Annotated in this window: 15 protein-coding genes; 10 read left to right on the top strand and 5 right to left on the bottom strand. The window is 62.8% G+C overall.

Annotated elements, in window-relative coordinates; all coding sequences use genetic code 11:
- Positions 1 to 59: 59 nt before the first annotated feature.
- The 5 genes from rpmB to HS053_RS19745 all read left to right on the top strand — a co-directional run bounded on the left by rpmB (position 60) and on the right by HS053_RS19745 (position 2,959).
- Positions 60 to 347, top strand: a complete 288-nt coding sequence (gene rpmB / locus HS053_RS19765; RefSeq protein WP_174212970.1) for a 50S ribosomal protein L28 — start codon at positions 60 to 62, stop codon at positions 345 to 347.
- A gap of 128 nt (positions 348 to 475) precedes the next feature.
- The gene (locus tag HS053_RS19760) at positions 476 to 823 is read left to right on the top strand and encodes a hypothetical protein (protein WP_174212969.1); all 348 of its coding nucleotides are present in this window, start codon (positions 476 to 478) and stop codon (positions 821 to 823) included.
- A 35-nt stretch (positions 824 to 858) separates the two neighbouring features.
- Positions 859 to 1,383: a copper chaperone PCu(A)C gene (locus tag HS053_RS19755; protein ID WP_174212968.1), complete on the top strand. Its 525-nt coding sequence runs from the start codon at positions 859 to 861 to the stop codon at positions 1,381 to 1,383.
- 111 nt (positions 1,384 to 1,494) lie between these two features.
- The gene (locus tag HS053_RS19750) at positions 1,495 to 2,640 is read left to right on the top strand and encodes a serine hydrolase domain-containing protein (RefSeq protein ID WP_174212967.1); all 1,146 of its coding nucleotides are present in this window, start codon (positions 1,495 to 1,497) and stop codon (positions 2,638 to 2,640) included.
- A 37-nt stretch (positions 2,641 to 2,677) separates the two neighbouring features.
- The gene (locus tag HS053_RS19745; RefSeq protein WP_174212966.1) at positions 2,678 to 2,959 is read left to right on the top strand and encodes a hypothetical protein; all 282 of its coding nucleotides are present in this window, start codon (positions 2,678 to 2,680) and stop codon (positions 2,957 to 2,959) included.
- Between the two features lie 202 nt (positions 2,960 to 3,161).
- Here the strand turns inward: HS053_RS19745 and HS053_RS19740 are convergent, their stop codons facing one another.
- Both HS053_RS19740 and HS053_RS19735 read right to left on the bottom strand, forming a co-directional pair.
- Complete coding sequence (locus tag HS053_RS19740) at positions 3,162 to 3,329, bottom strand: hypothetical protein (RefSeq protein ID WP_174212965.1); 168 nt, start codon at positions 3,327 to 3,329, stop codon at positions 3,162 to 3,164.
- Positions 3,330 to 3,337: 8 nt separating this feature from the next.
- Positions 3,338 to 3,739: a hypothetical protein gene (locus HS053_RS19735; RefSeq protein WP_174212964.1), complete on the bottom strand. Its 402-nt coding sequence runs from the start codon at positions 3,737 to 3,739 to the stop codon at positions 3,338 to 3,340.
- Between the two features lie 179 nt (positions 3,740 to 3,918).
- Between HS053_RS19735 and HS053_RS19730 the strand changes: the two genes are divergently transcribed.
- The 4 genes from HS053_RS19730 to HS053_RS19715 all read left to right on the top strand — a co-directional run bounded on the left by HS053_RS19730 (position 3,919) and on the right by HS053_RS19715 (position 10,221).
- Positions 3,919 to 4,155 carry a hypothetical protein gene (locus HS053_RS19730; protein WP_174212963.1) on the top strand — a complete coding sequence of 79 codons (237 nt, stop codon included), beginning with the start codon at positions 3,919 to 3,921 and terminating at the stop codon, positions 4,153 to 4,155.
- Positions 4,156 to 4,728: 573 nt separating this feature from the next.
- Entirely contained in the window at positions 4,729 to 5,406 is a 678-nt protein-coding gene (locus HS053_RS19725) for an ImuA family protein (RefSeq protein ID WP_241699956.1), read from the top strand.
- A complete protein-coding gene (locus tag HS053_RS19720) occupies positions 5,354 to 6,853 on the top strand; it encodes a Y-family DNA polymerase (RefSeq protein WP_174212962.1) in 1,500 nt (499 codons plus the stop codon). The genes HS053_RS19725 and HS053_RS19720 overlap by 53 nt, the downstream gene beginning before the upstream one ends.
- Positions 6,853 to 10,221, top strand: coding sequence for an error-prone DNA polymerase (locus tag HS053_RS19715; protein ID WP_174212961.1), 3,369 nt, complete (start codon positions 6,853 to 6,855; stop codon positions 10,219 to 10,221). Before HS053_RS19720 ends, HS053_RS19715 begins: the two co-directional genes overlap by 1 nt.
- Positions 10,222 to 10,453: 232 nt before the next feature.
- Here HS053_RS19715 and HS053_RS19710 read toward each other — a convergent pair whose 3' ends face one another.
- The 3 genes from HS053_RS19710 to HS053_RS19700 are packed head-to-tail and all read right to left on the bottom strand — an operon-like array spanning position 10,454 to position 12,545.
- Entirely contained in the window at positions 10,454 to 11,272 is an 819-nt protein-coding gene (locus tag HS053_RS19710) for a DNA adenine methylase (RefSeq protein WP_174212960.1), read from the bottom strand.
- A 48-nt stretch (positions 11,273 to 11,320) separates the two neighbouring features.
- Positions 11,321 to 11,848, bottom strand: coding sequence for a heavy metal-binding domain-containing protein (locus tag HS053_RS22415; RefSeq protein WP_174212959.1), 528 nt, complete (start codon positions 11,846 to 11,848; stop codon positions 11,321 to 11,323).
- 4 nt (positions 11,849 to 11,852) lie between these two features.
- Positions 11,853 to 12,545 carry a S24 family peptidase gene (locus tag HS053_RS19700; RefSeq protein ID WP_174212958.1) on the bottom strand — a complete coding sequence of 231 codons (693 nt, stop codon included), beginning with the start codon at positions 12,543 to 12,545 and terminating at the stop codon, positions 11,853 to 11,855.
- A 90-nt stretch (positions 12,546 to 12,635) separates the two neighbouring features.
- Here HS053_RS19700 and HS053_RS19695 point away from each other — a divergent pair, with 90 nt between their 5' ends.
- Complete coding sequence (locus HS053_RS19695; protein WP_174212957.1) at positions 12,636 to 12,887, top strand: hypothetical protein; 252 nt, start codon at positions 12,636 to 12,638, stop codon at positions 12,885 to 12,887.
- The last annotated feature ends 136 nt before the right edge of the window (positions 12,888 to 13,023 follow it).

Here is a 13,023-nt window from a genome sequence, read left to right as displayed (position 1 = left end):
CGTATTCGGAGCCACCCTGCGGGGCGGCCCCTCTCTGTTTGACACGAAGGATCACGACCATGTCGCGCGTCTGCGAACTGACGGGCAAGGGCCCGATGACTGGCAACACCGTCAGCCATGCCAACAACAAGTCCCGCCGGCGCTTCCTGCCGAACCTGAATGATGTGACCCTGATCTCGGACGTTCTGGGCCAGTCGTTCAAGCTGCGGGTTTCGGCGGCTGCGCTGCGCACCGTTGACCATCGCGGCGGTCTGGACGCTTTCCTGGCCAAGGCCAAGGACGAAGAACTGTCGGCTGACGCGCTGAAGATCAAGAAAGACATCGCCAAGGCTCAGGCCGCCGCCTGATCCGACGCGGATCGCTTTCAAAGGCCCCATGCGCAGCACGCATGGGGCCTTTGGCGTTTGACCTTCTGGCCAGCGCCACGCCAGGCTGCCATCTTGGCCCGGGGCGCAAGCTGCGCTAGAAAGCAGCCATGACACGGTTCCGCCCCCTTGCCGGCCTGCTGCTTGCCCTGATCGCCGCGGTTGCGTCGCTGGGATTGGCGGTTGCGCATGGCCAGCCGCGCGTTGCGGGCTGGATGGACCTCTGCGGCGATGGCGCTGCCGCGGTGGCGGTGGACGCCCGGGGCCAGCCGGTGGGCGTGACCCACCCCTGCCCCGATTGCACCGCGCCCCTTGCCTTTGCCAGCCCGCCGCCGCCCATGGCCATGCCCCTGCCGCCGCAAAGCCATCGGCAGGCCGCACGGCCCGCCGCCGGGCTGTCCGTCGCGCGGCGTCCCGCGCCCGAGCCGGATGCCCGCGGCCCCCCGGTTCTGATCTGACCCCCTCCCCTTCAGATCAAACCCAAGGAACGATTATGAACGCGATGCGCACCCTTCTGGCAGCCGCTGCTGCCGCCCTGTCCCTGACCTCGCCGATGCTGGCCCATGGCACCGAAGACCATTCGGCCACCGAACACCCCGAGGGCATCCATATCCATGATGCCTATGCCCGCGCCTCGGCGCAATCGGGTGCGGTGTTCTTCATCATCCACAACAACACCGGCGCCGACATCACCATCACCGGCGCGCAGACAGACGCCGCTGAAGTGGCAGAGCTTCACACCCACAAGGAAGATGCCAATGGCGTCATGCAGATGATGCAGATCGAAGGCGGCGTGCCCGTGCCCTTCGGTGAGATGCACGCGTTCCAGCGCGGCGGCGACCATGTGATGCTGATGGGCCTGAAAGCACCGCTGAAGGATGGCGACATCATCACCGTGACGCTGATCTTTGACGGGGCCGCGCCGGTGACCTTTGAAGCCGTGGTCGATAACAACCGCAAGCCCGAGGATGGCATGGGCGAGATGGATCATTCCAAGATGGGCCACAGCACGCCCTGACCGCTGCGGCAGGCGCCCGGCCCGTCCGAGCGCCCACGCCCTGCCGCAGCGTTCTGCTTGCCCGGTCGCACGCAGAATGCTTCCCTCAGGTCAAACCATGGGGGGTGGGGAATGCTGAAGCGCATCGTGAGGGGCCTGTTGGTCCTGCTGGTGGTTCTGGGCGGGCTTGCCCTTTGGAAGCGGGAAGAGATCACACGGCTTCTGGCGGTGAACTCCCTCTTTTCCGAAGAGCGGATCGTCCAGAACTTCAGCCATATGGACAAGCTGTTCCTGACCCGCCCCTTGTCGCGCGGCGACGGGCCGGTTAGCGCCCTGCCCCCCGGCCCGCCCTTTGCCCTGCCTGCTGACGCGGCGCAATGGGTGCAGGATCGCAGCGTCACCGGGCTGGTGATGCTGAAAGGCGGGCAACTGGTTCATGAAAGCTATTACCTTGGCACCGGGCCGGAAGACCTGCGGATCAGTTGGTCGGTTGCCAAAAGCTATCTTGCCGCCCTCTTCGGCGTGCTGCGGGCCGAGGGCAAGTTTCCCGACCTGAATGCACAGGTCACCGATTTCGCGCCGCTCCTGAAAGGGTCGGCCTATGACGGCGCCACGATCCACGATGTCCTCACCATGTCCTCGGGCGTGGGTTTCAACGAGGACTATCTGGACTTCTGGAGCGACATCAACAAGATGGGCCGGGTTCTGGCGCTTGGTGGCAGCATGGACGGCTTTGCCGCCGGGCTGAAGACGCGGGCGAGTGCGCCGGGCAGCCACTGGCATTATGTTTCGATTGATACCCATGTGATCGGCATGGTGATCCGGGGCGCCACCGGGCAGGACATTCCCGAATTGCTGGAAAGCCGCATCCTTGCCCCCTTGGGGATGGAGGCGGCGCCCTATTACCTGACCGATGGCGAGGGCGTCAGCTTTGTGTTGGGCGGGTTGAACGTGATGACGCGGGACTATGCCCGCTTTGGCCAGATGATCCTGCAGCGCGGCGCGTGGCAGGGGCAGCAGGTGGTGCCCGCAACTTGGGTTGAGGCCATGACCACGCCGCAGGCCAAGGATGGTTCGGCCTATGGATTCCAGTGGTGGATTCCGCCACAGGCCGCGCCGGGCGAGGTTATGGCGCAGGGCATCTATGGCCAATATATCTATATCAACCCCGGGCTTGACGTGGTGATTGCCGTCAACGCCGCCGATCGCGGCTTTGAAGAGCCGGGGGTCTACGACGGCAATATCGCCATGCTGCGCAAACTCGCCGGGGCGCTGTAACAGCGCGCCGTCCTCGCGGCCGTGATGCAAGGCGGAAGTGGAGTGGAGCTTTGCCCTTGACCTGCTATGTCGGCGACGTCGAGCAGCGCGCGGCCGATACCGATGCAAGGGCCCGCAAGATCACCTCCGGCCGAGCCTGTTCTTCTCGGCCGGTCAGGCCGACGCCCTCACCGATCTGATAGAGCTGTCCGACGACCGCATCCGTTTGCCGACGGCCGGTGTGCTGCGGCAGGAAATCGGCACCAGCCGGATCGACTCCACCCTGCCGCTTGGGCTGCCCGCGCTTCGCTTCGGATGGCAAGAAGTCGGCATCACATAGCAAGCGTCGCAAAATAGCATTGTTTCAGCAGTTGCGGTTAAGGAGATGTCGTGGACTGAGGCATGGAAAGCGGCAACCTCCACATCCGCCGGACGCGCGGCATAGCCTGATCTCGCCGGCCGGATGGCCAACCCGGGCAAAGGAGTCGCGCCGACAGAGGATGTCGCATGAGCTTGCGGGCAAGGGTTAGGAGGCAGCCACTTCAGGACCTGGTCGTTCCAGAGCCCGCCTCCATGTCGCGCGCCTCCTTGCTGGCTTCACCGGAAATGGCTGCGGCAAGGTCGTCATTCCGCTCTCGCTGCTTTTGCTTGAGGACGTCGGACCGCAGGCCGAAATCGTCGAGATAATCCTGATGAGCAAGGCTCCGCATAGCCTGTATTACCTCGACCTGCTTTCGTCCCCAGACGATATGGTATTCGGACCGGCGCATGAATGCGATCTTGGCAAGGACAAAAACCTCGAAAGCGAGGCCCCCTCGAAGACAAGCACCGCGTAGAAGAACGCCTTGCTCTCCGCCGTCAGAACCTTGACGGCATAAAGCTGGGCCAAGAGGCTGTCCGGATTGGTCAACTCGCGCATCGGATTGCGCGCAGCAAGCTCGGCAACTCCGAAGCCAAGGCCCGCTTCGAAAGCGCCGAGAGCTGTGGCGGCGTAAAGAAGTGCTTCACGCTCTGCAGGCTGGTCGTCTCCTCCGGCCTGTGCCCGCAGATCGTCCAGCGTCGCCTGTGTTTGGTCACGAAGCATCTGCGCGTTTGCGATGGAACTGCTCTGAACCGGCATCTCCGTTTCTGCCCGCGCGACTTGGCCAGTTTGTAAACTTGGCCAGTGCCGGGCGATCCCGACACTTCGGGGCAGTCCGGCGTCTTGGTCGTCGGCTCACACCGCATCCGGTCCCGCTTCACCTGAACCACCCCCTCTGCCGCGATGCGGGCAGTGGCAAGCCGATCAAGCTCGGCCTGATGACACGCGGCTTCAGCGGCAAGGGCAAGGGCGCCTCCTTCAGCACCCTTGCCGAACAGGAAAAAACCACGACCAGCCGTATCCAGCAGATGATCGGTCTCGCATTCCTCGCCCCGGACATCCTCGCTCAGATCGCCGCGGGGACGCAGCCGGTCGCCTTCACCTCCGAATGGTTCAAGACCCGGCAGTTGCCGTCTGGCTGGGATGAACAGCGCAAGATCATCGACAGGCTCTGAAAGAGGTCGGGCTGGACTTGGAGCGGCGGGCCTAAACGGACGTTGCCGTGCAGCAGGCCGTTCATCATTCTCAAATGCAAAAAATCAAGTAAATCAGTTTATTGCGCCTTCCTGACGGAAGCGGGAAGTCAAGTCGAGCGCACGATCCCTCGACCCAAAACCGTACCGCCGCAAAGGGGAGTGAGAGACTCGCGCCCAAACCGGGGCAATAGGTGCTCTGGATTTGCCGTCTCACCCGAGACATGAAACGGGTAAGGCCCGGAAATGACGAATGAATCACGCACGAATAATGTCATTCAAAAGCAATGGCTTAGTTGATCGCGGAGCACCCCTGGATTCGAACCAGAGATATGTTCCTTTTTCTAACCCCGGGAAAACACGGGATAAATTCAGTCGAAAATTGTGCGTAACCTGTTGGAATGGATGAATACTTTCACAGTTCGACCGCCCCAAAAGCGCTGACCTTTGGGGGCGTCTCCTAAGGCCGAGACAGTTTGTCTTGCCCGTGGCTCACACCCATTATAATGGAACAAAAAGGGAACTATTGGTGTGATTCCGTGTGCCATGCTCCGAATGGATGCACCTTCCATAGTCCAAGCTCGGCGGTCGGCTTCCCGTGCGCCGCAGGCCGACATAACCCTGTCCGAGGTGTTTCCCGAACCGGGGGCAGAGGCGGCCGCGATCGGGTTTGCCCTGACGCGGCTTGGCTCTGGAGCGGCGCCTGTGCTTTGGATTCAGGATCGGCTGGCGCAACGCGAGACGGGGCATCCCTTTCTGGCAGGTCTTGGGCTGCAAAGGCCCCTGATGGTGATGCAGCTTTCCCGACCGGCCGATGTGATGACTGCGGTCGAGGAGGGCCTGCGCTGCCGGGCTCTGGCTGCGGTCATCGCCGAAATCCGGGGCAATCCGACGGCGGTGAGCTTTACGGCGATGAAGCGTCTGGCCTTGCGGGCAGAGGCATCGGGCGTGCCTTGCTGGCTGATCCGGCAGGCGGCCACTGCGGATCTGAGCGCGGCGCGCGACCGCTGGCGGATTGCCACGCTGCCCTCGACCTGCAATCCCGACGATCCGCGGGCGCCCGGGGATCCGCGCTGGCGAGTAGAGCTGTTTCGGTCGCGCGACAAGCGGCCGGGGGAATGGGTGGCGCGCCATGAACGCGGGGCGGCGAATCGTATCCATCTGGTTACCGCAGTTCCCGATGGAGCGCTGGCGGAAGATACAGGAGCAGTGGGGCAACGCGCAGCCCGATGATCAGCCGCAGGCGCTGGCGGTTGGGGGCGCGCATGGTCCGGTCGTTCATGCCGTCAATCGGGTGGCGCATCTGTCGGGGGTAACGACCGGCGCACGCGTGGTCGATATGCGGGCGCTCTGTCCCCAATTGCGGGTGGATTATGCTGATTGTGAAGGCGATAGGGCGGCGCTGGAACGCCTTGCCCTTTGGGCGCGGCGCTGGTGCCCCTGGACGGCAGCTGACGATTGGACGGCCGAGGTGGTGTCCGGCGGGCACGGCCTGGTCCTTGACACCACCGGGTCGGACCACCTGTGGCGCGGGGAGACGAAGATGCTGACGCAGATGGAGGCTGACCTTTCTATGCTGGGGTTTTCCTCCCGGCTTGCAGTGGCGCCCAGTTGGGGGGCGGCCTGGGCGTTGGCGCGGTTCGGACCTGTGCGAGCGATCTGTCACGATCTGGCCGACCTTGCACCGCTGCCGGTGGTGGCCCTACGGCTGGATGCCGAGACGGTGCTGCTCTTGAACCGGCTAGGGCTGCGCTCGATCGGCTCTCTCGCTGATCTGCCGCGCCTTTCGCTTGCGCGCAGGTTTTCGCGCGCGGGTCCGGCACAAAACCCGCTGATCCGGTTGGACCAGATGACGGGTCATCTGCCCGAGCCGGTTTCCCCGCCCGACATGCCACCAGTCTTTCGCGCCGATGCAAAGCTGGCCGAACCGATCCTTGATCCGACCCATCACCTGCCGAGCCTGTGCGCGGAATTGTGCGGCCGAATGGCCCAGGCCCATCAGGGCGCGCGCCGCCTGCGCCTGACCGTCTATCGCACCGATGGCGAGATCAGCCGCATCGAGGTCGCTTGTGCCCTGCCCAGTCGCGAGCCTGCGCATCTGGCCTTTCTGTTCCGCGACCGGCTGGAGCGGATAAATCCGGGCTTTGGGTTTGACCTGATCTCGCTGGAAGCCCCGGCCACCGAACCTCTTGGCCTGCAGCAGGTCGATCTTGCGGGCGGCAGCGAGGCCGGGCTTGAGATTTCACATCTTGTCGACAGGTTGACCGCACGCTTCGGTCGCACGACCTTGGCGCAGCTTCGGCCCGTCGCAAGCCATATCCCTGAACGAGCCGAGGCGCGGGGCGCCCCGATGATCGATGCGCCCGGCCAGACATATCCGGTCTCCGAACGCCCACAGCGCCTGTTGGATCACCCGGAAGAGGTCAGGGTGCTTTATGCCATGCCCGAAGGCCCCCCTGCCCAGTTTCAATGGCGACGACGCGGCTATCGGGTCACGCGCTATCAAGGGCCGGAGCGCATTGCGCCGGAATGGTGGCAGGACAAGTCCGGCACCCGCCTGCGCGATTACTTCAAGGTCGAGGACGAGGAGGGCCACCGCTTCTGGCTCTATCGGGAAGGGTTGCAAGGCGATGGCCGTGGCGGTGCCCCCCGCTGGTTCCTGCATGGGATATTCGCCTGATGCCAGACAATGACAACCGCCGTATCCGCAAGACGCTGACCGGGGATTTCGTCCCCAATCCGCGCGCGGATTATGTGGAGCTTGGAGTGACCACGCCTTATTCCTTTCTGCGCGGTGCCTCCGACGCAAGTGAACTGGCCGGTGCGGCCCATGCCCTTGGATATGATGCGCTTGGCGTAGCCGATCTGAACACGATGGCCGGCGTGGTGCGGCTTCATGCCGAGGCGAAGAAGGCCAACCTGCGCCCGGTGATCGGCTGCCGCCTGCGGCTGGTCACGGGCGAAGAGTTTCTTGCCTATCCCCGTGACCGCATGGCTTATGGCCGGCTCTGCACGCTTCTGACCAAGGGCAAGCGGCAGGATCCGGGCGGCGAATGGCAGGCCAAGGGCGTCTGCGACATCACCCTTGCCGATCTGGCCACCCATGTCGAAGGGGTGCAACTGATCGTCCTGCCCGATGATGAGTTGCCTCGCCGTATGCCCGAGCTGACGCACCGCCTGCCGACCCTGCGCCATATCGCGGTCAGCTACCTCTATCGCGGCGACGACCGGGCGCGGATCAACCGGCTGGATCGGCTGGCCCGCGCGCATGGCCTGTCGATCCTTGCGACCAATGATGTGCATTACCACGCCGCCGAGCGCCGCCCCTTGCAGGACGTGATGACCTGCATCCGTGAGAAGACCACAATCCACAAGGCGGGCTTCCTGCTGGAGCCCAATGCCGAGCGCCACCTGAAATCGCCTGCCGAGATGGTCCTGCTTTTCGCCGATTGGCCCCATGCCATCCGCGCCACGCGCGAGGTGGCCGATGCCTGCGCCTTCAGCCTGACCGAACTGGCCTATCACTATCCGATGGAAACGGTGCCGCCCGGGGAAACCCCGCAAAGCCAGTTGGAAAAACTGACCTGGGAAGGTGCCGCCGCGCGCTATCCGCAAGGCCTGTCAGGCAAGGTGCACGGCCTTCTGGTCAAGGAGCTGGAGATCATCGGGCTGAAGAAAATTCCTCAATATTTCCTGACAATCCACGAGATCGTCCTCTGGGCGCGGGCGCAGGGCATCCTCTGCCAGGGGCGGGGTTCCGCCGCCAATTCTGCGGTCTGCTTCGTGCTGGGCATCACTTCGGTCGATCCTGCGGAACAGGAACTGCTCTTCGAGCGCTTCATCAGCCTGGACCGCGACGAGCCACCCGACATCGACGTCGATTTTGAACATGAACGCCGCGAAGAGGTGATCCAGCATATCTATGACAAATACGGCCGCCATCGCGCCGGCCTTTGCGCCACGGTCATCCATTACCGCCCCCGCAGCGCCATCCGCGAGGTGGGCAAGGTGATGGGCCTGTCCGAAGATGTGACGGCGGCGCTGGCAAAAACCGTCTGGGGCAGTTGGGGCACCAGCATGGGCGAGGCGAACAGCCGCGAGGCCGGGGTTGACCTGACCGACCCGCTGATGGCGCGCACCATCAGGCTGGCCGAGCAGTTGATCGGGATGCCGCGCCATCTGGGCCAGCATGTCGGCGGCTTCATCCTGACCGAAGGCGCGCTGCATGACACCGTGCCCATCGGCAATGCCGCCATGCCCGACCGCAGTTTCATCGAATGGGACAAGGACGACATCGACGAACTGGGCATCCTCAAGGTGGACATTCTGGCCTTGGGAATGCTGACCTGCATCCGCAAATGTTTTGACATCCTGCGCCGCCAGTATGGCGTGACGCATGATCTCGCCTCGATCCCGCAGGACGACAAGGACACCTACGACATGCTGTGCAAAGGCGACAGCATCGGCGTCTTTCAGGTGGAAAGCCGGGCGCAGATGAACATGCTGCCACGCCTGAAACCCCGGAAGTTCTATGATCTGGTGGTCGAGGTCGCCATCGTCCGCCCCGGCCCGATTCAGGGCGACATGGTGCATCCCTATCTGCGCCGGCGCAACGGGGTCGAGCCCGAGGAATACCCCTCGCCAGCCCCGCCGCATGACCCGGACGAATTGCGCAGCATCCTTGGCCGCACCTTTGGCGTGCCGATCTTTCAGGAACAGGCGATGAAGATTGCCATGGTCGCCGCCCGGTTTTCCTCGGCCGAGGCCAATCAACTGCGCCGAGCCATGGCCACCTTCCGGTCGCGCGGCACAATCGGTCGGCTTGAGAATCTGATGGTCGGCCGGATGATCGAACGCGGCTATGATCCCGATTTCGCCAAACGCTGTTTCGACCAGATCAAGGGCTTTGGCGATTATGGCTTTCCCGAAAGTCATGCGGTCAGCTTTGCCCTGCTGGTCTATGTTTCATCCTGGCTGAAATGTCATTACCCGGCCGCCTTTGCCTGCGCGCTGCTGAACAGTCAGCCCATGGGATTCTATGCCCCGGCCCAGATCGTGCGGGATGCCCGCGAGCATGGCGTTGACTTGCGCGAGGTAGACGTGAATTTCAGCGAATGGGACAACACGCTGGAACCCTCGGGCAACAGTTTTGCCCTGCGGTTGGGCCTGCGGCAGATAGAGGGCATGTCGCCCGTAGCGGCAGGGCGCTTGATACGCGCCCGCGATGAACCCTTCACCCGCCTGCCCGATCTCGCCACACGCGCCGGCCTGAACGGCCGGACGATCCACGCGCTGGCCGCCGCCGATGCTTTCCGCTCCATGGGGCTGGATCGCCGCGCCGCCCTGTGGGAGGCAAAAGCCCTGCGTGATGCCCCCGACCTGCCGCTGTTCCGGTCGGGTCAGGACGAGGGGGACGAGCCTGCGGCCCATCTGCCGCAGATGCCGCTGTGCGAACAGGTGGTGGCTGATTACCAGACGCTGCGCCTGTCACTGAAGGCGCATCCGATGGCCTTCCTGCGCGCCAGCATGGCACTGCAGGGGTTTGCCCGCGCCACCGACTTGGAGGGCGTTCCCAACAACCGTCGCGTCAGGCTTGCCGGGCTGGTTCTGGTGCGCCAACGGCCGGGCAGCGCCAAGGGCGTTTGCTTCATCACGCTTGAGGATGAAACGGGTGTGGCCAATCTTGTCGTCTGGCCCAAGGTGATGACCGCCTTCCGCAAGGTGATCATGACCGCCCGTCTGATGCAGGTGGCGGGACGCCTGCAACGTGACACGGCCTCCGGCGTGACCCATATTGTCGTCGAAAGCCTGCAGGACCGCAGCGATGTTCTTCTGCGCCTGTCAGATCGAAGCCTTGCACCACTGTTGAGAGACACGAAGACCTGCACAAAAGCGGGAATTAGTGAAAACAGCCGGGAACAGGTGAAAACGCAGGGGAAATCAAGGGATTGCAGGATGGAATCTGGCCCGCGAGGACCGATGGCCAATGTCTTGCAGATGGCGTTCAAATGGCCTTCAAGGGCCGTTTACGCGGCCAAGTGGTGCTGACGCGATGCGAGGGGCACAGCGAAGGCTAAAGCACCTTCAAATAACGATAAAACAGAAGGTATACGGGCCAGAAAACCAGATTTCTGCCTTTCTGGCCCGAACGGAACCGGGAAGTTACGCACCCAGTTCCGATTTCACTTCCCAGTTAACGGTAAGCCATTGATATAGATAAATTTGTCGAGGGATTTCCGATAGAGATCACCGGCTCGAACTGGGAAGCGATTTCCGCTGCTCACCCCCCGAAATTGCGGATCAGCAGCTCGGCGCGGTTGCCCCGCGCGCTCGCCTGGCGCGCGATGGTGTAGGTCGTTGTGACCGGCTCAATCACGGCCCAGTCGAATAGCGCCCGGACCTCTGGCACGTCATTGATCGACAGCAGGAATCGCCCATGGATGTCGCGCAGCTGGGCGGCCAGCTTGTCGAACTCGGCCCGGGAAAACAGCTCCTTCCCATAATCGCCCTCGCAGCCCCAGTAGGGCGGGTCCAGATAGAACAGCGTCGCGTCGCTGTCATAGCGGCGCACCAGCTCGGACCAGTCGAGGCATTCGACGATGACGCCCGCGAGGCGGCTGTGCAGCGCCTCGAGCATGGGTTCCAGCGTCGAGAGGTTGAACTGCCCCGGCCGCTCACGCGAGACGCCGAAGTTGCGGCCCGAGACCTTGCCGCCAAACGCGCAACGCTGGAGGTAGAGGAATCGGCCCGCCCGCTCCAGATCGGTCAGGGTGTCGGGATCGGTGGCGACAAGGCGCTCAAACTCGGCGCGGGTGGTGATCTGGAACCGCAGTGTGTCCAGAAACTGGACGTAGTGCCGCTGGAGGATGCGAAACAGGGTTGCGACATCGCGGGCGCGATCGTTGATCACCTCGGCCCGCGGGCGGGCGGTGCGGCGCAGAAAAACCCCACCCATTCCGACGAAAGGCTCGGCATAGGTGCCGCAAGGCGTCTGGTCGAGGATCGCGCAGATCCTTTTGGCGAGGTTCCGTTTTCCGCCCATCCAGGGCGCGACAGGAGAGGTGGGTTCAACAGGGGTGAGAACGGCGTTCAAGGTCATGCTCCGCGACTGAGTGAAGTGCGAACATAACATGAACAATGGCGGGCATCATGCCCGATCTTTGGTTCCATCAGCCGAGGTCAGTTTCACTGCTGTTCCGCTTGCGACCAGAAACAGCATCGACTTACCGCCGCCCGATATCTCGGAGTAGTCTAGGTCGATGGCCACCACGGCATCGGCACCGAGGGCAAGGGCTTCGCGGCGCAGCTCGTCGAGAGCGGTCGTTCTGGCGTCGCGCAGACCCTTCTGCATTGTCGCGCTGCGCCCGCCAAAAGTGTCACGGAACGCCGAGGCAATATCCCGAAAAAGGTGCATCCCGATCACGACTTCGGCCGTGATGATGTCCAGTCGTTCGTAGACAGGAAGGTTGGAAGAGGATTCAGTCGTTAGGATGATGCGAGAGGCTGCAATTGCCTCGACGGCGGCCCGCTCGTTTGCTTCAGAGACAGTTCTTTCCCGAGCAATACGTTCTTCAGACGCCGCCAAGGCGCGTGCGTCCTCTACACATTGCAGGCATGTTCCTTCCACCATCTGAATGCGGAAGAAATCTTTACCGCAGGTCTTGCACACTGCCATAGAACTAATCCCTATTCGTATGCCCCCACCACATTACCTTACCGATAATCGACACAGAGGAGATGGGGCGGAATTCTGGGGCGAAAGCTGGGTTGTCGGAGAGTAGCGCCAATGTCCCCGCTGGCGCCAACTCGATCCGTTTGACCCGCGCGGCTCCGTCATCAAGAATGGCGTAGATCGATGCAGGTCGCGTGTCTTTAGGGCCGCGCGAATGAATTGGCGGCTCGCTTTTGCTTCGATCAATCAAAAGCATATCGCCATCATGGATGGTCGGCGCCATGCTTTCGCCTGAGGAACGGGCTAGGACGGCGGAAGCGGCTGATACGCCTATACGCTTGAGCCAGGATCGCCGAAAGGCAAGGTGACCGATCATGACCTCAGTGTGGTTTTCCCGGCCTACGCCAGCTGCCAGATCGGCTTCGTGGACGGGAACTTGTGCGAAGTCGGCGCCGTCCAGAACAATCTGTTGAACTGTGCCAGCCTCCCTTGGTGGCCCGAAATAGCACTCTAGGCCCAGAACATCCGCAAGCCTTTGAAGGGCATGGAAGTTTGTGCGTCTGTCTTCTGGCGACGTCGCACGAGATGATCGCAAGTTTTTTATGAGAGCATAGTTGCCCACCGCCAACTTGGAGGCCGCAGCATCGGACAGGCCCTTCCGGGCCAGCGCCTCATCAATTGCTGCAAGTATCTCATCCATCGCTCGGACCTTAGCCGATTCGGGCTAATTCGGCAATGATTAGCCGATAAGGGCTTGAACTATGTGGCCCCTACAGGCTATGCTTGCGGCATGGAACAGAAGCACGCCCTCCTTGCTCTCGCCGAAAGTCTGGCTGCCCATCAGGGCGTCACGCACTTTGCGATCTCGATGCGCGCCCTCGGTAAGGGCGACTTTTTCAAAAAACTGGGACAGCCCGGCGCGGGCTGCCACATCAGGACTGCCGAGCGCCTAATGTCTTGGTTCTCCGACCGTTGGCCTGCTGACCTCGAATGGCCGCGCGACATCCCCCGCCCCCCCAAAAGCAAGAAGGAAGCCGCATGATGGCCGTTCTTTTCCGTCTGCGCTGGCGCCTGGCGCATCTGATCTGCCCCGAGTTGGGTGTTGAGGCACGGTTGAGCGCGCTGCGGACCCTGAACGACTCAGTCGTCATCGCCGTAAGGGTTGAGGATGTCGTACC

The sequence above is a fragment of the Tabrizicola fusiformis genome, assembly GCF_013328815.1.
In the GTDB taxonomy this organism is placed as follows: Bacteria; Pseudomonadota; Alphaproteobacteria; order Rhodobacterales; family Rhodobacteraceae; genus Fuscibacter.
Note: the sequence above shows the minus strand (reverse complement) of the source record. Positions and strands in the feature narration are given on the sequence as shown.